General features: G+C 35.5%; 20 protein-coding genes. 9 read left to right on the forward strand and 11 right to left on the reverse strand.

From position 1 onward, the window contains the following. From lipA to ABD792_RS07025, 5 genes are read right to left on the reverse strand one after another with little or no spacing between them, the layout of a single operon-like run. The gene (lipA, locus tag ABD792_RS07005) at nucleotides 1-879 is read right to left on the reverse strand and encodes a lipoyl synthase (protein WP_345005161.1); all 879 of its coding nucleotides are present in this window, start codon (nucleotides 877-879) and stop codon (nucleotides 1-3) included. Between the two features lie 38 nt (nucleotides 880-917). Continuing rightward, nucleotides 918-2,144 carry an Nramp family divalent metal transporter gene (locus ABD792_RS07010; RefSeq protein WP_345005162.1) on the reverse strand — a complete coding sequence of 409 codons (1,227 nt, stop codon included), beginning with the start codon at nucleotides 2,142-2,144 and terminating at the stop codon, nucleotides 918-920. Then, the gene (locus ABD792_RS07015) at nucleotides 2,144-2,692 is read right to left on the reverse strand and encodes an RNA polymerase sigma factor (protein WP_345005163.1); all 549 of its coding nucleotides are present in this window, start codon (nucleotides 2,690-2,692) and stop codon (nucleotides 2,144-2,146) included. Before ABD792_RS07015 ends, ABD792_RS07010 begins: the two co-directional genes overlap by 1 nt. Further along, nucleotides 2,683-3,795 (reverse strand): glycosyltransferase, encoded by a 1,113-nt coding sequence (locus ABD792_RS07020; RefSeq protein WP_345005164.1) that lies wholly within the window; start codon nucleotides 3,793-3,795, stop codon nucleotides 2,683-2,685. The genes ABD792_RS07015 and ABD792_RS07020 overlap by 10 nt, the downstream gene beginning before the upstream one ends. A 6-nt stretch (nucleotides 3,796-3,801) precedes the next feature. Then, nucleotides 3,802-4,005 carry a membrane or secreted protein gene (locus tag ABD792_RS07025; protein WP_199116749.1) on the reverse strand — a complete coding sequence of 68 codons (204 nt, stop codon included), beginning with the start codon at nucleotides 4,003-4,005 and terminating at the stop codon, nucleotides 3,802-3,804. Between the two features lie 126 nt (nucleotides 4,006-4,131). On the opposite strand from ABD792_RS07025, the gene aqpZ reads away from it, so the two are divergent. Continuing rightward, nucleotides 4,132-4,821: an aquaporin Z gene (gene aqpZ, locus ABD792_RS07030; protein WP_345005165.1), complete on the forward strand. Its 690-nt coding sequence runs from the start codon at nucleotides 4,132-4,134 to the stop codon at nucleotides 4,819-4,821. A 102-nt stretch (nucleotides 4,822-4,923) separates the two neighbouring features. Here the strand turns inward: aqpZ and ABD792_RS07035 are convergent, their stop codons facing one another. From ABD792_RS07035 to ABD792_RS07050, 4 genes are all read right to left on the reverse strand, one after another. Continuing rightward, a complete protein-coding gene (locus ABD792_RS07035; RefSeq protein WP_345005166.1) occupies nucleotides 4,924-5,709 on the reverse strand; it encodes an anti-sigma factor domain-containing protein in 786 nt (261 codons plus the stop codon). 12 nt (nucleotides 5,710-5,721) lie between these two features. Then, complete coding sequence (locus ABD792_RS07040; RefSeq protein WP_345005167.1) at nucleotides 5,722-6,252, reverse strand: RNA polymerase sigma factor; 531 nt, start codon at nucleotides 6,250-6,252, stop codon at nucleotides 5,722-5,724. Nucleotides 6,253-6,314: 62 nt separating this feature from the next. Beyond that, nucleotides 6,315-7,328 (reverse strand): UDP-N-acetylmuramate dehydrogenase, encoded by a 1,014-nt coding sequence (gene murB / locus ABD792_RS07045; protein ID WP_345005168.1) that lies wholly within the window; start codon nucleotides 7,326-7,328, stop codon nucleotides 6,315-6,317. Beyond that, the gene (locus tag ABD792_RS07050) at nucleotides 7,328-8,518 is read right to left on the reverse strand and encodes a pyridoxal phosphate-dependent aminotransferase (protein ID WP_345005169.1); all 1,191 of its coding nucleotides are present in this window, start codon (nucleotides 8,516-8,518) and stop codon (nucleotides 7,328-7,330) included. Before ABD792_RS07050 ends, murB begins: the two co-directional genes overlap by 1 nt. Nucleotides 8,519-8,655: 137 nt before the next feature. Here ABD792_RS07050 and ABD792_RS07055 point away from each other — a divergent pair, with 137 nt between their 5' ends. Continuing rightward, nucleotides 8,656-9,993: an aspartyl protease family protein gene (locus tag ABD792_RS07055; protein ID WP_345005170.1), complete on the forward strand. Its 1,338-nt coding sequence runs from the start codon at nucleotides 8,656-8,658 to the stop codon at nucleotides 9,991-9,993. 49 nt (nucleotides 9,994-10,042) lie between these two features. Here the strand turns inward: ABD792_RS07055 and ABD792_RS07060 are convergent, their stop codons facing one another. After that, entirely contained in the window at nucleotides 10,043-10,468 is a 426-nt protein-coding gene (locus ABD792_RS07060) for a DUF1573 domain-containing protein (RefSeq protein ID WP_345005172.1), read from the reverse strand. A 335-nt stretch (nucleotides 10,469-10,803) separates the two neighbouring features. Between ABD792_RS07060 and ABD792_RS07065 the strand changes: the two genes are divergently transcribed. Next, nucleotides 10,804-13,437 carry a valine--tRNA ligase gene (locus tag ABD792_RS07065; RefSeq protein WP_345005173.1) on the forward strand — a complete coding sequence of 878 codons (2,634 nt, stop codon included), beginning with the start codon at nucleotides 10,804-10,806 and terminating at the stop codon, nucleotides 13,435-13,437. Nucleotides 13,438-13,645: 208 nt separating this feature from the next. Next, nucleotides 13,646-15,859 carry a catalase/peroxidase HPI gene (gene katG / locus ABD792_RS07070; RefSeq protein ID WP_345005174.1) on the forward strand — a complete coding sequence of 738 codons (2,214 nt, stop codon included), beginning with the start codon at nucleotides 13,646-13,648 and terminating at the stop codon, nucleotides 15,857-15,859. A 112-nt stretch (nucleotides 15,860-15,971) separates the two neighbouring features. On the opposite strand, the gene ABD792_RS07075 is transcribed toward katG, so the two are convergent. Next, entirely contained in the window at nucleotides 15,972-17,282 is a 1,311-nt protein-coding gene (locus ABD792_RS07075) for a hypothetical protein (RefSeq protein ID WP_345005177.1), read from the reverse strand. Between the two features lie 117 nt (nucleotides 17,283-17,399). On the opposite strand from ABD792_RS07075, the gene ABD792_RS07080 reads away from it, so the two are divergent. The 5 genes from ABD792_RS07080 to ABD792_RS07100 all read left to right on the forward strand — a co-directional run bounded on the left by ABD792_RS07080 (nucleotide 17,400) and on the right by ABD792_RS07100 (nucleotide 22,638). Continuing rightward, nucleotides 17,400-18,671: a DUF2851 family protein gene (locus ABD792_RS07080; protein WP_345005178.1), complete on the forward strand. Its 1,272-nt coding sequence runs from the start codon at nucleotides 17,400-17,402 to the stop codon at nucleotides 18,669-18,671. 17 nt (nucleotides 18,672-18,688) lie between these two features. Then, entirely contained in the window at nucleotides 18,689-18,916 is a 228-nt protein-coding gene (locus tag ABD792_RS07085) for a PspC domain-containing protein (RefSeq protein ID WP_199116657.1), read from the forward strand. Nucleotides 18,917-18,919: 3 nt separating this feature from the next. Beyond that, complete coding sequence (locus ABD792_RS07090; RefSeq protein WP_345005179.1) at nucleotides 18,920-19,942, forward strand: potassium channel family protein; 1,023 nt, start codon at nucleotides 18,920-18,922, stop codon at nucleotides 19,940-19,942. A 107-nt stretch (nucleotides 19,943-20,049) separates the two neighbouring features. Then, nucleotides 20,050-21,747 carry an alanine/glycine:cation symporter family protein gene (locus ABD792_RS07095; protein WP_345005180.1) on the forward strand — a complete coding sequence of 566 codons (1,698 nt, stop codon included), beginning with the start codon at nucleotides 20,050-20,052 and terminating at the stop codon, nucleotides 21,745-21,747. Nucleotides 21,748-21,756: 9 nt separating this feature from the next. After that, the gene (locus ABD792_RS07100; protein WP_345005181.1) at nucleotides 21,757-22,638 is read left to right on the forward strand and encodes a ComEA family DNA-binding protein; all 882 of its coding nucleotides are present in this window, start codon (nucleotides 21,757-21,759) and stop codon (nucleotides 22,636-22,638) included. Nucleotides 22,639-22,741: the final 103 nt, after the last annotated feature.

The raw sequence follows: 22,741 nt of genomic DNA on the forward strand, positions 1-22,741 counted from the left end.
TTAGTTAATATGTTTTTTTGCTCTGTAAGATGAGCGCACTAAAGCACTGCTTTCTACATGGCGAAAACCTAAGCTAAGGCCTATCTCTTCATATTCTTTAAATTGATCTGGTGTAATAAATTGTTTTACAGGTAAGTGCTTTTTACTGGGCTGTAAATACTGTCCAATAGTAACAACATCTACATCGTTGGCTTTTAAATCGTGAAGGGTTTCTATAACTTCCTCCCTGGTTTCGCCAAGTCCTAACATAATCCCTGATTTTGTTCTGCGTTGCCCTTGTTGTTTTAGATATTTTAAAACACCTAAGCTGCGATCGTATTTAGCTTGTATACGAACTTCACGCGTTAATCTTCTTACGGTTTCTATGTTATGCGATACCACTTCAGGAGCAACATCAATAATACGATCTATGTGCTGTTCTATCCCTTGAAAGTCTGGAATTAGTGTTTCGAGTGTTGTTTCGGGATTCATTCTGCGTACAGCTTTCACGGTTTCAGCCCACATAATACTTCCCATGTCCTTTAGATCATCCCTATCGACACTGGTCAATACGGCATGTTTTATTTTCATGATTTTAATGGAGCGGGCAACCTTTTCGGGTTCGTCCCAATCTACAGTTTCGGGCCGTCCGGTTTTAACACCGCAAAAACCACATGAACGTGTACAAACGTTGCCTAAAATCATAAATGTTGCAGTGCCTTCTCCCCAGCACTCACCCATGTTGGGGCAGCTTCCCGATGTGCATATGGTGTTTAACTTGTATTTATCGACTAAGCCTCTAAGTTCTGTATATTTTTTTCCCGTTGGAAGCTTTACGCGTAGCCATTTGGGTTTTGCTTGACGCTCTGGTAATATATTGGACGCAGTTTCTGTATTCATACTTAAAAAATAAGAGTACAAAGATACAAAGTATTCTATTAAAACAACCCCTTTAATGTGGTGAGGTACCATATGCTGAACCCGATTAAAAAGATAATGCCTAGCCAGCTTAAAATATGTATTTGTTTAGAAGGGTGCCATTGTTTTGGTGTGTGTTTGCTTGAAATTAAAATATAATTAATAATAGCATAAAAAGGAGCGGTTATAAATGATAAGATGGTCGCTACTTTTATTAGCAATCCCATTTCTGAAGCTAAGAATATGAAAATGAGGACAGATCCGATGGTTAACATTCCAATCCAAAAACCGTAACCTAAGATTCTTGATTTTTTAAAAAGAAGTTGCGTGGTTTTTGCCATGGCCCGCGGTGAGGCATCCAAGGTTGTTAATGTTGTACTGAACATGGTCGTAAAAGCAGCAATACCAATTATAACATAAGCCCAGTTACCTAGGCTAAGAGTGTACATGTTTATTAATTGACTGGAAAACATGCTTGCAGAGTTGCTAAAGGATTCTCCGCTATTAAACATGACTAAAGTGCCTAAAAGTAAAAAGCCAATGCCTAAAAAAATGGTGCTTATATAGCCAACGTTAAAGTCGAATAAGGCTTTTTTTGTAGTATAAGTTTTTGATTCTTTGTTCTTTTCGATGGCCCATAACGATTGCCATACCGATACATCTAAAGGAGCAGGCATCCAACCCATAAAAGCAATTAAAAATGCAATTTCTAATGGCGTTACAGGTAGTATTTGTTTTAGGGAAATGGAGGTTGTACTATGGTATAAAGCCATGCTCACGGCAATTATGGTGCTAATGGTAAGTGTAATGATGATTACTTTCATTAAATGATCCAGTAACTTGTACCTGCCTGCCAGTAATAGTGTTAAACACACTATAAGGATAATTATGGTCCAGATTTCGATGGAAATGAAATCGCCAAACAGGGTGGAAGCTAGACCTGCAGTTACAATGGTTACCGCTGTTTGTATAGTAAACATAGTTGCTATATTCAATAAAAAGTAAATAGCAAGAATACCTTTTCCCAATTTTTTATAACCGTCTAATAAACTTTCACCTGTGGCCAAAGCATATCTTGGTCCAAATTGAAAGAACGGATATTTAAATAGGTTAACGAGTAATAAAGCCCATAAAAGTCCTAACCCAAAATCGGCACCAGCACGGGTAGATTGTACCAAATGGGATACGCCAATTGCTGCACCAGCAAATAATAAGCCTGGCCCTAAGTTTTTTAGTTTACCAATCATTAAGATTCTTGAATAATTTCAGCCAATAATTTTTTAGCACGAAGTAATTTAACTTTTACATTGTTAATGGGTTCATTAAGCTCTGTAGATATTTCTTTATAGCTTAATTCTTGAAAATAGCGTAGGTTAATTACTTCCTGATAATGTGGTTTTAGCTTTTTAATGTCCTTGAGTAATTTTGCCAGGTGTTGTTCGGTTATTAAAATATCTTCAGGTGAAGGGGACTCATCCAGAACTTGAAAAACAGGATCGTCATCATTATCGGAGATGATTTGGGTTATCGTGTTTTTTTCCTTTCTTAACAGATCAATATGAATGTTTTTGGAGATGGCGATAAGCCATGTTTTGAATTTGAAACCTTCGTCAAAGGTTTCAATTTTGTCAAAAGCTTTAGAAAATGTCTGAACCGTAACGTCTTCGGCATCATTTTCATTTTGAATACGTTTTAATTGAAATCCGTAAACGTCATCCCAATACTGATCTAACAGGAAATTAAACGCTTTTTGGTCGTTTTTTTTAGCACGTTTAATAGCTTCTTTTATTTCCAATGGTTAGGCTTTGATATGAGATTGTTTATAAATATAGTTAATTGTATAATTATTAAAAAAATTTCTAAAAAAGGAATTAAAAAAACAAGGTCTTTTTCCTTTAATTTGTTAGATGAAATACCAACAACTATTAATTGTATGCCAATACGCAAAGCGAATAATGTACATATTATTGGCCAGTTGTAAATGGTAAGGAGAAGTACAATTGCAAGCCCCCAAAAGAGTAATTGGGAGCAGTAAAAAAGTCCCAATAAAAACTTGTGTTTCAATTTATAGTACTTAGCTGTCGATACGTGGCGTCTTTTTTGCCTAAACCAGCTTTTAAATGTTTTTTTGGGGATAGATTCTGTAAAACTATCTGTATCTATACATATTGTGGTGTTCTTGCCTGATGCTACTTGATTAATGAATAAATCGTCATCGCCAGAACGCACTTTTATATGGTTTATAAAGCCATTGGCATTAAAAAAAGTGGCCTTAGCGTAAGCTAAATTCCTGCCTACACCCATATAGGGAATTCCAGCTTTTGCAAATGAGAAATATTGAATGGCAGTTAGGACGGTTTCAAATCGAATGAGTTTGTTTAGCAACGAGTTCTTAATTTTTGCATAGCTTCCATAGCCTAGGACAATGGTTTTATTATTGCTGAAATGGGTACTCATTTTTTTTATCCAATTACTGGAAACCGGTTTGCAATCGGCATCTGTAAAAAGTAAAAAATCATTTTTAGAAGCTTTTATGCCCAGTGTTAGAGCATATTTTTTATTCCCCCAAAAAGCTTCATTGTTTTTAACGTTAACAATTTTAATGTTATCGTGATTGTTTGCGAAACGCTCCATGACATCTAGCGTATCATCATGCGATGCATCATTAATAAGAACAATCTCAAAATTTGGATAGTCTTGGGATAGTATTGAGGGTAAAAAAGTTTCTAGGTTTCTGGCTTCATTTTTAGCACAAACGATAACAGAAACAGCTAAGTTTTTTGAAGACTTGCTTTTTTGTTTGAAAAAAGCAAACCGACCGAAAAAAAATACGTAAAAAATAACTTGAATACATACTACAACAAAGAAGGCGTAGTAAATTAAATCAAGGTATGTCATAAAACCTTAAGAGTGTTGAGGTTCATTACAATCGGCAAACTGATCTGGAGTCTTTCCACAAAAACCACAAGCTTCCCCTTCTTTGTTTAGCATTGGGTTTTGACTTGCACATGTTCCAGCAAACTTTCCGTCTTTTTTAGCCCAAATTTTTATTGCAATACCAGCAAAACCTAATCCTAATAAAACGATGGTAATTAAAAGAAGTTTCATCTGTTAAATTTTATGCAAAGATACGCTTTTTATTAAAATAAGTTTATGTGACTTGAAGTCTTGTTTTTGCGTCTAACTTAGTAATTATGAGTATATTTAATATCTAACCATTAAAAAGTATTATTTATGAAAAAATTATTTGCAGAATTTTTCGGAACGTTTTGGCTTGTTTTTGGAGGCTGTGGTAGTGCTATTTTTGCTGCAGGTTACCCCGATTTGGGTATTGGTTTTGTTGGAGTAGCTTTGGCTTTTGGGCTTACTGTTTTGACAATGGCTTATGCGGTGGGACATATATCTGGTGCCCATTTTAATCCTGCGGTTTCCATAGGATTATGGGCTGGAGGCAAGTTTGCTGCTAAAGACTTGCTAGGGTATATAGTAGCCCAGGTTGTTGGGGCTGTTGCAGCGGCTGGAGCATTGTATTTTATTGTCTCTGGAAAGTCCGATTTTGTAGATATAGGTAATTTTGCAGCCAATGGGTATGGCGATTTGTCCCCGGGAGGCTACAGTATGGTTTCGGTTTTGATTGCTGAATTTTTACTTACCATGTTTTTCTTGTTAATCATTTTAGGAAGTACTTATCCTAAAGCCCCTGAGGGTTTCGCTGGTATTGCCATTGGTTTGGCGTTAACATTGATTCACTTAATTAGTATTCCTATATCTAACACCTCCGTAAACCCAGCAAGATCTACAAGTCAAGCGCTCTTTGCTGGAGGAGACTTCACTGGTCAACTATGGTTGTTCTGGGTGGCGCCAATTGCAGGAGGTTTGGTTGCGGGTTTTATACACAAGGCCTTGTTCGATAAAGACAATTAAAAACTAGTTTGATACAAAATGCACAACTGGTTAACTTTTAAGTATAATAAAGAAAGCCTTGCGTAAACTACAAGGCTTCTTTGTTGAGTTATTTTGAGCTAGTTATTTTAAATCGATTTCAGCTACCGAGTTTTCTAGAGATGCTACGGTGTTGCCTCCTTTGGGTTCTATGGTGATATTTAAACCAAGGGCATTTTCGGTATAGGGAATAGCCCTGAGCTGCCGGTCTGTTTCACTCAAAATTCCTAAACTAACCATTTTTCCTTGCAATTCCGCCCATATTTGGTAACATTGCTCTTCTGGTAGCTGTGGGAGTGAAACGACATCGATCATAGAGGTTTTTTCCTTGGGATTAATATAGGCCACTGTTTTTAAATTTTTGGCTCTACTATTGCCCTGAATGATATATTTATAGGTCTCCGGATCGTTAAGTTGTTTAAATTGATACATGATATCATCCAACTTTTTGTTGTTCATTTCAATATCACTGCGTAAATCAAAAATTTCATCAACAACTACTTGGTTTTCCTCAGATAGTTTTTTGTTTTGGTTGTAAAACAAATAGGAGGTGCCAGCAAAAAATAAGGCTGCTATACTAGCCGCAATACTGTATTTGTACCAAGTTTTGTATTTGGTTTTAAGTGTTATAACTGGTGTTGTGTCGTTAATTTCGTCTAAAACTTTGTCCAAAACACTTTTAGGAGCTTCAACAGCATTGCTTTTAGCAACCACTTCAAGGTTGTACTGCATGGTGTTGTATGTATTCTGTACTTCTGGATATTTTGAAATAAAAGCTTCCACCACTTCTGTTTCTTCAGAAGTAGTTTCACCTAATAGATATTTTTCTAAGAGGCCAGAATTTAGAAACGTATTTATTTTCGCATTCATGACATTATTTAGTTAAGGATTGTAAATTTTTTTTAGTTCTCGCAATCCAATTTTTAATCTCGATTTAATAGTGCCAAGAGGAATGTCTAATTCTTCACTGGCTTCTTGTTGGGTCATCCCTTCAAAAAAGAGGGCATTAATCACGATTTGGTATTTTTCATCTAAGGTCTTTAGATGCGTTTTAATATCCAAAACATCCTGATTGAGTTCGTTTATTGTTATTTTATATACGGGGGAAACATCAATTTGGACTTCTTTTTCGATTTTGTTCTTTAAGGAACGTACTTTGTCTATGGCACTGTTATAGGCTATACGGTATAGCCATGTGAATAATTTGGCCTTGCTTGCGTCGTATTTTTTAGAATACCTCCAGATCTTAACAAATGTTTCTTGGAGTACATCTTGAGCTATATCTTCATCAGAAATTATCTTTTGAATAACGCCATAGAGTGAATCGGCATAATTTTCATATAGCAGAGTGATGGCTTTTTTATTACCACTTTTTAATAAATGAACTATTTCTTTTTCTATTGAAGATACCAAGTTTATGTATTTTTAAATCATAATTATCAGTTACTTGTAATTTTCCAAAGTTAGAAATTTCTTTATAATATATTCACTTCGGCTTCTAGAGAAATGTCGAATAAGCGTTTAACAGTGCTTTGAATAAGCTTTGAAAGCTTCAAGATATCTGTTCCACTGGCATTGCCATAGTTAACGAGTACCAAAGCTTGATTTTTATGTACGCCATAGTTGCCAAAATGCTTGCCTTTAAAACCAGCTTTTTCTATTAACCAACCGGCTGGGACTTTTACCTCGGTATCGGATGCAGGATAACTTGGTATATTGTTAAAGCTTTCGGATAATTTTTGAAAATGTTTTTTGCTAATAACCGGATTTTTAAAAAAACTACCACTGTTACCGATAATTTGGGGATTTGGTAGTTTATTTTCTCTTATATCGATAACAGCTTTTGCAACATCTTGTATGGTTGGCTTGGTAATAGCCATAGTATCAAGTTTTTCGGAAATGCTACCATAGCCAATATTTATCTTGTGGTGGCGTTTGGTTAGCCTAAAAGTAACACTAGTTATTATATATTTTCCTTTAGCTTCATTTTTGAAAATAGAGTTTCTGTAACCAAAATGGCATGCTGCTTTTAAAAAAGTTTTAAATGTTCCTGTTTCTAAAGAAATGGCCTCGCAGGATACAAACCTGTCTTTTAGCTCTACACCGTAAGCACCAATGTTTTGAATAGGGGCTGTGCCTACATTGCCGGGAATTAAAGACAAGTTTTCCAATCCGCCAAAGTCACGTGCTAGGCACCATTGAACAAAATCATGCCAGTTTTCGCCAGCATGCGCTTTTACGGTAACAAAATCAGCGTTTTCTGATACAATCGAAATGCCTTTTATGTTAAGGTGCATAACCAACATTTCTAGGTCTTTCGTTAGCAAGATATTACTGCCTCCTCCCAAAATGAGTTTTTTTGGGTAGTCTTTAAGGGCTAAAACGTGTTTTAAGTCATCAATGTTGGAAATTGATGTAAAGTGTTTTGCTTTTACATCAATACCAAAGGTGTTGAATTGTTTTAAGGATATGTTGTGTTTAATTTGCACTAGTCTTCATAAACTTTTAATGCTTCACGTAAAATAGTAACTGCTTTAATCAGGCTTTCTTTATTAAGTACGTAAGCAATTCGTATTTGGTTTAAGCCAACTCCGGGAGAGGAATAGAATCCTCCTGCTGGTGCTACCATAACGGTTTCATTATCAATGCTAAAGTGTTCCAAAAGCCATTGGGCAAAATCATCAGAATTTTTAACGGGGAGTTCTGCAATACAGTAAAAAGCGCCTTTCGGTTTTGCAACTTTTACACCATCAATTTTTTGTAATTCAGAAATTAAGGTGTTTCGTCTGTCTACATATTCTTCAATAACAGCATCAAAATAACTCTGTGGAGTCTCTAGAGCAGCTTCACTTGCAATCTGTGCTAGAGTTGGAGGGCTTAAACGGGCTTGGGCAAATTTTAAGGCCGTTGCTATAACGGTTTTGTTTTTAGAAACTAAGCAACCTATTCTAGCACCACACATGCTGTAGCGTTTGGAGACAGAATCGATCATTATAGCGTGTTCTTCTAAGCCAGCTTCTTGCATAATGGAATAATGTGTATTACCATCGTAAGCAAATTCGCGATATACTTCGTCTGCAATTAAAAATAAGTCATGTTTTTTAACGATTTCTGCAAGCTTTTCAATTTCCTCCTTCGAATATAGATAACCAGTTGGGTTACCCGGGTTACAGATTAAAATAGCCTTTGTTTTAGGAGTAATGAGTTTTTCAAAAGCTTCAATTGGGGGGAGCGCAAAATTGTCCTCAATTTTTGAGATTACAGGAACAACTTTTACGCCAGAAGCCGTGGAAAAGCCATTATAATTTGCATAAAATGGTTCGGGAATTATAATTTCGTCATCAACATCCATAATACTTCCAAAGGCAAAAAGAAGTGCTTCACTGCCTCCGGTTGTTACTATTATGTCGTCATGATGTATTTGTATATCATGATTAAGGTAATAAGAGGCGATTTTTTGTCTGTAAGTTTCAGAGCCTTCAGATCTGGAATAGGCTAATACGTCTATTGTACTGTCTTTTACTGCCTGTAAGGCAATTTTAGGGGTTTTAATGTCTGGTTGTCCAATGTTTAAATAATATATAGATTTCCCCATTTTTTCAGCTTGTTCCGCATAAGGAACCAGTTTGCGTATTGGAGATTGCGGCATCAATTGCCCTTTTTTGGATATTGTCGGCATCAGTATTAGTTTTAGGATGCAAAGTTGATAAAAAAAGTTGGGAACTTTATCTTAAATTTTTTCTAAAAAATACTAGAAAACAGGGATTTTACCAGAAAGAGTTGTAATTTCATGTAGTAAAAGTTTTATATTCGTTTATGAAGAAAATAATAGTTGCAACCTTTTTCCTTCTCTTATTCGGTAATCTTTCTTTTGCCCAGAATAGATTTGTGATTCAAAATAAAAAGCAAACCGATAAAATAAGATTTAAATTAATAAACAATTTGATTGTTATTCCTGTAGAAGTTAATGGGGTAACATTGTCTTTTATATTGGATACTGGGGTAAGCAAACCAATTATTTTTAATTTTCTGAATATTTCGGATACTTTAAAAATTAAGGACACAGAGCGCATGTCCTTAATGGGATTGGGTGAAGGAGATTCAATTCAAGTACACAAATCTAAAAATAATGTTTTTAAGATCGGAGAAGCTGTTAAGTTAAATCAGGATGTGTATGCCGTTATAGATTCTAATTTAAATTTAGCTCCCAGATTAGGAGTGTCTGTTCATGGTATTTTAGGATTCGATTTGTTTAAGGATTTGGTAGTTGAAATAAATTATTCAAGACAGTATGTTAGGTTGACCGAACCTGAGGCATATGAGTATAAGGTGTGTAGAAATTGTGAAAGATTAAACATCGAATTCTATAATAGTAAACCTTATGTAAATGCTAAAGTAAAGATCAATAAAAAGACCATACCCGTTACATTGTTGGTAGATTCGGGGGGGAGTGATGCGTTATGGTTATTTGAAGACGAAACGTTAGGGATAAATTCGGGGGATGTGTTTTTTGAAGATTTTTTAGGGCATGGACTAAATGGTAGTGTGTATGGTAAACGTGCTAAAATAGAGCGGTTCGCTTTAAACAATTATGTGTTCAAAGATATTAATGTAGCCTATCCCGATTCCGCATATATTAAATTTGCCAGAATGTTTAAGGGGCGTAATGGTAGTATAGGAGGAAGTGTGTTAAAACGTTTTAATACAACCATAGATTATCGAAATGCCTTGATTACACTTAAAAAAAATGCATCGTTTAAAGATAAATTTAGTCATAATAAAAGTGGGATTGAGTTGGCTCATAAAGGGGTGCACATTGTAAAGGAAGTTAAGTATAATAAAGAAACGGTGAAGGCAAATAGCGATGATAATAGCTATTATAGTATTGTTGATTTTAAAAAGAATTATAACATAGTTTTAAAACCATCTTATGTGGTAGCTGAGTTAAGAAAAGGTTCGCCAGCAGATAGGGCAGGTGTTAAAAAAGGAGATGTGGTATTGGCTATTAATGGTAAACGGGCTTACGAGCTTCCGTTACAAGAGTTAATACACATGTTTTATGATGAAGATGGTAAGCGTATAAAATTGAAAATAGTTAGAGGGGGTATAGAGACTTTGGTTTTTAGCTTTCAGTTAGAAAATCCATTTAAATAAATAGCCCGAACCGTACGGTTCGGGCTTTAATAGTTAAGCAATATTACTTTTATTGTTGAACCAGGCTTTTTTGTTTCTTTTGTAGAACACTTTCCTTGCTTGGGTCTACAACTAGTCCTTTGATTTTTAATGCTACAGTTGGTGTTTCAGCATTAGAAATTACAGTTATTGTTTTCCTGATCGGATTCACTCTATTAGTATCATACTTTACCTCGATTTCTCCTGTTTCACCAGGTAAAATGGGACCCTTTGGCTTTTTAGGAACTGTACAGCCACAGCTGGATTTTACATCAGATATAATAAGTGGAGCATCACCTGTATTGGTAAATTCAAAAACTCTTACACCATCAGCACCTTTTTCAATTGTGCCATAGTCGATGGTTTCAGTTTTAAACTCGATTTTAGCGACTTTATTCTGCGCACTAACAGATAAACTAATTAATCCGATAAATAAAAGTGTAAATAAATGTTTCATTTTTTTATGTTTTAATTTTTAATTGTAAATGCAACTTATACAGTAATATTAACTTAAGTGTTTTTGTAATATTTAGTATGTATAATTCATTAAGTTAGGTTAAAATTCAAAGGTAAACATACTTACTTTTTTAGCAATCTGCAAAAATAATAGATGTAATGCAGGAATGTTCCTAAAATTATTGGTGCTAAAATTATATGTTACATTGCTGGAGTTTTAGGTTAATGGTTTTAAAAATTAATGAAAAATCATTTTTTTGAAACCTTTTTATTGCTTTCACAGGAACAGAAATATAAGTACTTTTGCACTTTAAAATTCAAAAATTGTTCCAAAGTATGCAAGTTCCATCAAAATATGATGCAGCCCAGGTAGAAGAAAAATGGTATGAATACTGGATGACCCATAATTATTTCCATTCAGAACCAGATGAAAGAGAACCTTATACAATAGTTATTCCGCCACCAAATGTAACGGGCGTATTGCATATGGGGCATATGTTAAACAATACCATTCAAGATGTGTTAATTCGCCGAGCGCGTTTGCAAGGAAAGAATGCATGTTGGGTGCCAGGAACAGATCATGCTTCCATTGCTACAGAAGCCAAAGTGGTTGCCAAATTAAAAGAGCAAGGTATCGATAAAAACAGCTTGTCTCGTGAAGCATTTTTAGAACATGCTTGGGAATGGACACACGAATATGGAGGGGTGATTTTAGAGCAACTTAAAAAACTGGGATGTTCATGTGATTGGGATCGTACAAAGTTTACCATGGATGACGATATGAGTGAAGCTGTAATAAAAGTATTTGTTGATTTGTATAACAAAGGCTTGATTTATAGAGGATATCGTATGGTTAATTGGGATCCGGAAGCAAAGACTACACTATCTGACGAAGAGGTTGTTTATGAAGAAAAACAAGGCAACTTTTATTATTTAAACTATAAGATAGAAGGAAGCGACGACACGCTAACCATAGCAACCACACGTCCTGAAACCATTTTTGGCGATACCGCTATATGTATCAATCCTAATGACGAACGTTTTTTCCACCTTAAAGGGAAAAATGCCATTGTGCCTATTTGTAATCGCGTGGTTCCTATTATAGAAGATGACTATGTCGATATGGAATTTGGTACAGGTTGCTTGAAAGTAACACCTGCTCATGACGAAAACGATAAGGCTTTAGGAGATAAACACAATTTAGAAGTAGTCGATATTTTTAATGACGATGCGACCTTAAATAGCTATGGTTTGCATTACGAGGGACAGGATCGTTTTGTCGTGCGTAAAGCAATTGCAAAAGAGTTGGAAGAAACAGGTGTTTTAATAAAAATAGAGGCCCATGTAAATAAAGTAGGGACTTCCGAGCGAACAAAAGCTGCAATAGAACCTCGATTAAGTGATCAATGGTTCTTAAAAATGGAAAACTTGGTAAAACCAGCCATCCAAGCGGTTTTGGGCGAAGATCCAGAAATTAAATTGTTTCCAAAGAAGTTCGAAAACACCTATCGCCATTGGATGGAAAATATTCGTGATTGGAATATCTCACGTCAGTTGCTTTGGGGACAACAACTACCAGCATATTATTATGGTGATGGTAAAGAAGATTTTGTTGTAGCCGAAACTATTGAAAAGGCTTTAGAGTTAGCAAAACAAAAAACAAATAACCAACAACTGACTAGTGATGATTTAATTCAGGAAACAGATGCCTTAGATACTTGGTTCTCGTCGTGGTTGTGGCCTATAAGTGTGTTTGATGGTATTCGTAATCCAGAAAACGATGATATAAAATACTATTATCCAACAAACGATTTAGTGACTGGGCCAGATATTTTATTTTTCTGGGTAGCCCGTATGATAATTGCTGGTTACGAATATAAGGACGAAAGACCGTTTAATAATGTGTACTTGACGGGGTTGGTACGTGACAAGCAACGTCGAAAGATGAGTAAATCGTTAGGAAACTCTCCCGATGCATTAAAACTTATTAGCGATTATGGAGCCGACGGAGTGCGTGTTGGTTTATTGTTAAGTAGTGCAGCAGGAAACGATTTAATGTTTGACGAAGCGCTGTGTCAGCAAGGAAAAGGATTTGCAAATAAAGTATGGAATGCCTTTAGATTGATAAATGGTTGGGAAGTTGCCGATATAGAACAACCCGAATCATCTAAGATTGCCATCGATTGGTTTGAAGCTAAGTTTCAAAAGACCTTAGGGGCCATTGAAGACCATTACAGTAAGTACCGTATTAGTGATGCACTTATGGAAACCTATAAACTTATATGGAACGATTTCTGCTCATGGTTTTTAGAAATGATTAAACCCGCCTATCAACAGCCTATCGATAAGAAAACGTACAGAGCAGTTATAGATGCTTTGGAGAATAACTTGAAACTGTTGCATCCATTTATGCCATTTTTAACAGAAGAAATTTGGCAGCATATCACACAAAGGAATCCAGAAGAAGCTCTAATAGTAGCCAAGTGGCCAGAAGCAAAACAAGTAAACGAGGCATTGATTACAGAATTTGAATTCGCTTCAGAAGTAGTTTCCGGTATACGTACCATTAGAAAACAAAAAAATATAGCCTTTAAGGATGCTATTGGGTTTTCTGTAATCAATAATGAAAATGTATCCGGTACTTTTGATGAGATTATTGTTAAAATGGGGAATCTTGAAAGTATTGAATATGTATCCGAAGCGGTAGAGGGAGCTTTGACTTTTAGGGTAAAGTCTAATGAGTACTTTGTACCAATGGTTGGAACAATTGATGTTGAAGCAGAAATTAAAAAATTAACAGAGGAGTTAAGCTATACTGAAGGATTTCTGAAATCTGTACAAAAGAAGTTGTCTAATGAACGCTTTGTGTCAGGAGCTCCAGAAAAGGTAGTAGCAAGCGAAAAAAAGAAAGAAGCAGATGCCTTGGCGAAAATTGAAATGCTTAAGGCTAGTTTAGAGAGCTTGAATTGAACATAATTATTGTAATGTGTATAGATAAGGCGGATTGATATCCGCTTTTTTTATTTTGTGAACTTTTCATCAAATAGTTAATCCTTAGCCATGGTTGTTTCTGTCTTGTAAATAAATATTTTTTATGAATAGATAAAAACTATCAATAAAAATTATCGCTAAGAATGTTGTAAATTGTAGGGACTTATTAACTTAAAATCTCTAAACAATGGAAAATAACCCGCATTCTAGCAATGGTGTAAAAAGTGAAAGTAAATGCCCTTTTAGTGGGGGTGTCCCAAAACAATCTGCAGGAGGAGGTTCCAGAAACCATGATTGGTGGCCAAACAAATTAAATGTAAATATCTTACGTCAACATGCTTCTTTGTCTAACCCAATGGGCGAACAGTTTAATTATGCAGAAGCCTTCAATAGCTTGGATTATGATGCCCTAAAAAAAGATCTTAATGATTTAATGACCGATTCCCAAGATTGGTGGCCGGCAGATTTCGGTCATTATGGCGGCTTATTCGTTCGTATGGCTTGGCATAGTGCAGGAACCTATCGTGTTGGTGATGGTAGAGGAGGTGCAGGAGCTGGCCAGCAACGTTATGCGCCACTAAACAGTTGGCCTGATAATGCTAGTCTTGATAAAGCACGTAGGTTATTGTGGCCTATTAAGCAGAAGTATGGTAAAAAGATATCATGGGCAGATCTTATGATTTTGGCAGGTAATGTTGCTCTTGAATCTATGGGCTTTAAAACTTTTGGTTTTGGAGCAGGACGCGAAGATGTTTGGGAACCAGAAGAAGATGTGTACTGGGGTTCCGAAACCTCTTGGTTGGAAGATAAACGCTATTCAGGAAAAAGAGATCTTGAAGATCCGTTGGCAGCCGTAGTAATGGGACTTATTTATGTAGATCCAGAAGGGCCTAATGGCAATGGCGATCCGCTATCGGCGGCAGTGGACATTAGGGAAACGTTTAAGCGTATGGCAATGAACGATGAAGAAACAGTAGCGCTTATAGCTGGAGGACATACCTTTGGGAAAACACATGGTGCTGCCGACCCAGGAGCCTATGTTGGTCCAGAACCAGAAGCAGCACCCATAGAAGAACAAGGCTTTGGATGGAAAAATACTTTTAAGTCAGGAAAAGGAGCCGATGCCATTACTGGAGGTCCCGAAGTAATATGGACGCAAACACCAACTAAATGGAGCAATCACTTTTTTGAAAATCTTTTTGCTTACGAATGGGAACTCACTAAAAGTCCAGCAGGAGCAAAGCAATGGGTCGCAAAAGGAGCCGAAGCTACTATACCCGATGGTTTCGATAGCTCTAAAAAACATAAGCCTACCATGTTAACTACCGATTTGTCTTTGAGATTTGACCCAGAGTACGAGAAGATATCTAGACATTTCTATGAAAACCCAGATGCTTTTGCTGATGCTTTTGCGCGCGCTTGGTATAAGCTAACACATCGCGATATGGGACCGATTTCACGTTACCTTGGACCTGAAGTGCCAAATGAAGTATTACTATGGCAAGATCCGATTCCACAAGTAGATCATGAACTAATTAACAGTGATGATATCGATACGTTGAAAGGGAAAATATTAGATTCAGGTCTTTCAATATCCGAATTGGTTTCAACCGCCTGGGCTTCAGCATCAACATTTCGTGGTTCAGATAAGAGAGGAGGTGCAAATGGAGCGCGTATTCGATTGGCACCTCAAAAAAATTGGGAAGTAAATAATCCCAAGCAATTAACTAAAGTGTTGCGTGCATTAGAAGGTATTCAGGTGGAATTCAACAACGAAAACAAAAAGGTTTCTATTGCAGATCTCATTGTGCTAGGAGGAATAGCAGCTATCGAACAGGCGGCAGAACGCGCTGGGTATAATGTAGCAATAGCTTTTAACCCAGGTAGAATGGATGCTTCACAAGAACAGACAGAAATAGAATCGTTTGCTTATCTCGAACCATATGCTGATGGTTTCCGTAATTATCGTAGAACCAAATTTCCAGTTTCTACAGAAGCTTTGCTAGTAGATAAAGCTCAATTGTTAACCTTAACGGCACCCGAAATGACAGTGCTTGTTGGAGGAATGCGAGTGCTTGATACTAATTTTGATGGAGCTAGTCATGGTATTTTTACCAAGCAAAAAGAAGTACTTACTAATGATTTCTTTGTTAACCTATTAAATATGGAGACCGAATGGCATAAAAGTTCAGGTTCAGATGAACTTTTTGAAGGTCGAGATCGGAAAACAGGTGCTCTTAGGTGGACGGGTACACGAGCAGATCTTGTATTTGGTTCCAATTCAGAATTAAGAGCGCTAGCCGAAGTGTATGCTAGTGATGATGCTAAAGAAAAATTTGTTAACGATTTTGTAAAGGCTTGGGAGAAAGTAATGGACCTTGATAGGTTTGATTTAGCGTAATGGTTTACTTTTACAAATTTTGTGGCAGACGACCTAGAATAGGTCGTCTGTTTTGTTATCTTTTTTATCGTGATGTGATTTAATAAATCGATGGATTATAAGTAGAATTAAATCAAATGAATCTGTTTAAATATGGGAATTCAAAAATGGGTTTAGGGGAGCTTGAAGAATAGGGTTTAAATATTCTTTCTCTTTTTGGAGATTTAAGATAAAAAGGAGTAGATGTCTTTAATACATTTGAAATATAACTGTTATAACTGGAAAAAGTTGAATAATTTTCAGCAACAGCTTGAACCAATCTTAGTTTGCGTTCGTTTATTATATTTGTTATTTCGTCAGGCACTAAGCCTGTAGGGATTTTAGGGATAATGATATTAGATGATTGTCCATCAAATATTAAATCTATATTAAGGTTTTTATTGTAATTGTCAAGTTTGATCCTTCCCACTTCATAACCTTGTATTCCAGAATAACTGAACTTATTATCCAATAACGAACAAGAAATTTCGTGTTTCGGAACTAATATTTCAGAAGGAGGAATGCCAGCGCCAAACAGTGAATAATTTGTGACCGATAAGGAATAAGTGGTATTTTCAAAGATGTCTGCATAGGCATAATAATGATTACCTCCAAAACCATAAACAGGTACTTGCGAATCATATATTTGGTGCCCTGAAATATTATTGTAAAGTTGCTCGTTCTCATAACCGTGTATGGTCAGTAGTGGTAATTCAGTGCGTACATCTAAAGTTAATTGCTTTGTTTTGACATTATTTGTACTGAAATTAATTTCATCTAAGCCGTTAATTGAAGATATGTTATTCATTAAAGCCCATTCGTAGTTGTTGTTCGTAATGTTTGTAGGGTTGTAGTATTTTATAAAAATATTTTCCGAGCCCAAATTGTTATTGAAATTTGAAGTATAATGTCCAGATAATAGATCATTGATCTTAACCATAGAATAGCCATGACCTATTGCATTTAAAATAAATCCATCTTTAAGTTGCTGCGTTTTAATATTTATTGTCGGTGTTTTGTTGGAAAAGCTTCTTGGTTTTAAGAGTATATTTTTGTTTAAAGAATGATTTGTTAGATTAGAATAAACAGTTACCTCGAAAATCGAATTTGAATAGTCTGTAATAAAGGTAAGAATAAATGGGGTAGAGTCCGAAAAATGTTCTGTAGAGTAAAAGGAGAGTGTTTCCTCTCTATTTGAATATGATTTGTGATCTATCAAATTGCCTATAGTGTCCGATAGTATTATGTGAAACTTTTCACTGGCTCTGGTAAAGTGAGCAGGAAGCTGAATACTTAAGATTTTTTCGCCAAGTGTTTGAGGCTCATTAATATTGTCCGTAGCTTCATTTTGCGAGCATGAAAATAATATGATTGTTGCTATTAGTATGTGTACTGTTTTTTGCATAGGTTTACTACGGTATTTTACTGTCAGAAAATGAAAGGCTCTAGTTTAGGCGTCAAAAATAGTTGAAAAACATAAATTGTGTAGGAAAATATTTTATTTTTTTTCTATTTTAGTAAAATGCAGGAAAAATTCTTACATTATATATGGAGGCATAAAAAGTTCAAAACGACTCATTTAACAACTACAGGTGGCGATGTGGTTAATGTAATAATTACTGGTTTGTATAATACAAATGCAGGCCCCGACTTTTTTAATGCACAGCTTCGAATAGGCCTACAGTTATGGGCGGGTAATGTAGAGATTCATATTAAATCCTCTGATTGGTATTTGCATGGCCATGAACAAGATAAAGCTTACGATAACGTAATTTTACATGTGGTTTGGGAGCATGATACCGAGATTTTTAGAAAAGACAATTCAGTCATTCCAACTTTGGAATTAAAACACTATGTGTCTAAGGACGTATTAAATAATTATAATCGTTTGCTTACTAATAAAAATAAGTGGATTAATTGTGAAAAGGATTTTGCATCGGTCGATCATTTTACGCTAACCAATTGGTTGGAGCGTTTGTATTTTGAACGCTTAGAAAGAAAATCGAAAACAATAGAGACGCTTTTAAAAGCATCAAAAAACGATTGGGAAGCCGTATTGTTTAAGATGTTAGCCAGAAATTTTGGGCTGAAGGTAAATGGAGAAGCTTTCTTTAGTTTGGCTAAATCGGTTGACTTTTCGGTGATTAGAAAAGTTCATGGAAAACAACTATCTATAGAGGCTTTACTGTTTGGGCAGGCTGGTTTATTGCATTCTAATATAGAAGAAGCCTACTATTTAAAGCTTAGAAATGAATATGAGTTTTTAAAACGTAAGTTCAGTTTGAGTAATAATAAAGTGTTGCCTGTGCAGTTTTTTAGATTGCGGCCCCACAATTTCCCAACCATAAGATTATCGCAGTTGGCTAGTTTGTACCATGAAAACCAGCAGTTATTTTCTAAAATCATGGATCTCCATGATTTAGATGCGTTTTATGATTTGTTTGCTGTTTCAGCTTCTTCATTTTGGAAATCGCATTATACGTTTCAAAAAACCTCTGGAGCAACCTCGAAAATGTTAACGAAACCATTTATGGATTTACTATTTATAAATACCATTTTACCGCTTAAATTCTGTTATGCAAAATATAACGGGCAAACACTTGATGCAGAATTGATTACTCTGGCTGGAAGAATTGCATCAGAAAAGAATAGTATTATAAATGCCTTTAATAATTTAAGGCCTGCGGCAAGCTCCTCAATGGAGTCGCAGGCGCTTATACAGCTAAAAGAAATGTATTGTTCTAAAAACAGATGCTTGCAATGTGCCGTTGGCAATGCTTTAATCATTAAATAAAATGCTTAAATTGCAGCATGAATATTTTTTATAAACCATTGCTTTTTTTTCAAAAACATGGCTACTATGTTTGTCAACGTATAGCCGATCGTTTTGGTATTCGCGCAAAAGTAGTAAGAACATCATTTATATATTTAACCTTTGTAACCTTGGGATTTGGGTTTGCATTGTATTTGTTTATTGCTTTTTGGATGCGTATAAAGGATTTGCTTTATACTAAACGTTCATCTGTCTTCGATTTATAAACTATGAATCCATTAATAAAATTTTTTAGGACTAAGATCTATACAGCTGTTTTTTTGTTAGTGATCTTATTGGTAATTGGAGTAGTAGGTTTCAAAGTGATGGACGAAGACTACTCTTGGGTCGATGCTCTTTATATGACGGTAATAACAATAACCACCGTTGGATTTCAAGAAGTTCATCCATTGGACGATATGGCTAAGGTGTTTACGGTTTTTTTAATTTTAGCCAGTGTCTTTATTTTGGGTTATGCTTTAACCGTGATTACCGAATATATTTTGAGCAAGAATGATTTTGAAGAATTAAAACGAAAGAATATGCAAAAAACGATAGATGGTTTAAAAGACCATGTCATTATCTGTGGATATGGCAGAAATGGGAGGCAAGCAGCAATTAAATTATTGGCTTATAGTAGGCCCTTTGTAATAATAGAAAAGAACAAAGAATTACTTGATAAAATAGATGGCGAGCTAATGCCTTACGTATATGGGAATGCTAGTGACGATGAAATCCTTATACAGGCAGGTGTAGAAAGGGCGTCTTGTTTAATATCTGCACTGCCCAATGATGCCGATAATTTATTTATTGTGTTGTCTACTAGACAAATAAATAAAGATATAAATATCATTAGTAGAGCATCTTTGGAAACCTCGTATAGTAAATTAAAACTGGCAGGAGCTAACAACGTTATACTGCCAGATAAAATAGGAGGTGATCATATGGCCTCTTTAGTTGTTGTTCCCGGCTTGATGGAGTTTGTGGATAATCTGTCTATTGTAGGGAAATCGAATATTAATATAGAAGAGATTGCTGTAGAAAAATTATACGCTACCAAGGGAGCAAAAACAATTAGGGATTTAGATTTACGTAAACGAACAGGTTGTTCCGTTATAGGTTATAAAGATGAAAATGGAGATTATATTGTAAATCCTGAAGCAGAATTGGAGTTGGCGGCAAAATCTAAAATTATTGTTTTGGGGCGTCCAGAACAAATACAACAGCTTAATTCAGAGTTTAATATTAAATAATACTTCATCCCTATTTTAACGGGATATGTTTTATAAAATCATTTTTTTTTAGCATCTTGCCGCTTTTAAAGTAAAAAATATCAATAACTAACTAATTTTAACTCCTTATGAAGAAATACCTTCTTTCAATATTCACATTGGTACTTCCATTTATAACACTTGCACAAGAAACCACCGAAAAAGGGATAGACCAACAAATAGATGAAGCTTTTAAACCCGTTTCGGATTTTTTCTCAAGTGTCATTTTTTTTCAAATTGGCGGCACACCGTTTGTATTAATACTATTGGTGTTTAGTGCGGCGTTCTTTACATTGTATTTCAAGTTTCCTAATGTCAGGCACTTTTGGACTGCTATTAGTGTGGTTAGAGGAAAGTATGAAGACATAGAGAAACATGGAGCAAAGATTTTATATGGAGAAGAAGGTATAGCACAAGGAGTAGATATTAATACAGTAGATGATATTGAAGAGCATATAGAGAATTTAGAAAGCTTACACAGTGATTTAGAGATAGATGGTGATATAAAAGAAACCATTAGGGATGAAAGTTCTCATGGAGAGGTGTCGCATTTTCAGGCTTTGGCTACCGCAGTGTCAGGAACTGTTGGTAACGGTAATATCGCAGGAGTAGCATTGGCAATTGCATTAGGTGGGCCAGGAGCAACATTTTGGATGATTGTTTGTGGTTTACTAGGTATGTCTACCAAATTCGTTGAATGTACTTTGGGAGTGCACTATAGGGATGTTGGAGCAGACGGAACAGTTTATGGTGGCCCAATGTATTACCTGACTAAAGGATTAAAAGAAAAAGGCTTTAAAACCTTAGGGAAAGTTGCGGCGGTTTTATTTGCGATATTTTGTATTGGAGGTTCTTTTGGAGGAGGTAATGCTGCTCAGTCGAATCAAGCTACAATTGTTGTTAAGGAGTTATTAGGACTAGAAAGTACTATGGCAGGTACGGTAATAGGTTTGGTTATAGCGTTTATTGTTGGTGTTATAATCATTGGCGGGATCAAGAGGATAGCATCGGTTACCGAAAAAATAGTACCGTTTATGGCTCTGTTGTATATTATTTGTTGTCTATATATCATTTTAGGAAACTTTAGTTTAATAGATGATGCTATTGCATTAGTTCTGGAAGAAGCGTTTAACCCTACAGCTATAGGAGTGGGTGGATTTATAGGCGTGTTATTGGTTGGATTTAAAAGAGCGGCTTTTTCGAACGAGGCAGGAGCTGGTTCGGCATCTATTGCGCATTCCGCAGTAAAAACAAAATATTCTGCAAGTGAAGGTTTAGTGGCGTTATTAGAACCTTTTATTGATACAGTGGTGATTTGCACCATGACAGCGTTGGTAATTATCATATTTAACTTTGGCGGTTTCTTTCAATATGGAGGTGATGGTCTAGGTGCGGTTATGATAGACGGTGTTGCTTATGAAGGAGCAGGGATTACAGCCAAGGCTTTTGCTGAGTATATTCCGTTTTCAAATGTCTTTTTAACTATTGCAGTTTTCTTGTTTGCTATCTCTACCATGATTTCTTGGAGTTATTATGGCTTGCAATCATGGAAGTTTTTGTTTGGAAGAGGTAAAAAAGCAGACCTAACTTATAAGATTTTGTTCTTAACTTTTGTAGTAATAGGTGCGGCGGCAAGTATGAAGTCTATTTGGGACTTCTCTGATGCTATGATTTTTGCAATGGTTTTCCCAAATATGGTAGGATTGTATTTGCTAATGCCTGTTGTTAAAAAACAATTAAAACGTTACACAGACGCTATTAAAATGAAAAGAGAAGCTTTAAGTTAAGCACCGATCATGAAAAATATAAAATCCCATTTCGTTTTTTCCAGAGCACAACGAAATGGGATTTTTTTATTAATGATACTGGTTCTTGTTTTGCAAAGCCTTTGTCTTTACGTAGATTTTTCTTCTGGCTTGGTTCACGAAAATGAATATAAGGCTAAGCTCCAAAGCTATATCAAAGAAGTTGATTCGTTACGGCATGTCAAACAGATAGACAAACCTAAGATATATCCCTTTAACCCTAATTTTTTAACCGATTACAAAGGCAGTCTTTTAGGGATGAGTAATCAAGAAATTGATCGGTTGTTGGCATTTAGAAAAGACAATAAATGGATTAATTCGGCTAAACAGTTTCAAGAGGTTACGCAAATATCCGATTCCCTTTTAAATGTTATCATCCCACTTTTTAAGTTTCCAGAATGGGCTGTAAAGTCAACCCCTAAAGAAATAGCTGGTTACAAAAAGGTTTATGCCCCTAAAACATACGCTCAAAAATTAGATTTAAATAAAGCAACAGCACAACAGCTTCAAAAGGTAAATGGAATTGGTAAGGTGCTTTCAGAACGTATTGTAAAATATAGAAATAGTTTTGAGGGAGGCTTTATAGCCGATATACAGTTAAAGGATGTCTATGGTCTAACACCAGAAGTTATAGATAGGCTTACAAATGAGTTTACGGTAAAAACACCAAGAGTCATTCAGAAAATAGCCTTGAATACGGCGACTGTAGAAAATTTAGTAACAATTCAGTACATAGACTATGATTTAGCTTATCATATTATAGAACAAAGGCAATTAAGGGAAAGTTATAAGTCACTGGATGAATTAACAAAAGTTAAGGACTTTCCTGTAAATAAAATCGAGATAATTAAATTATATTTGTCGCTTGATTAAAATTGCAAATTAACAAGCTTAGAGCTTTATTGAGTGATTGGAGGATAAAATGGAGGTTCTAAGGAAAATTTAAGCTAAACTAAAACACAAATAAATTTTTATA

The sequence above is a fragment of the Snuella lapsa genome, assembly GCF_039539345.1.
GTDB lineage: Bacteria > Bacteroidota > Bacteroidia > Flavobacteriales > Flavobacteriaceae > Snuella > Snuella lapsa.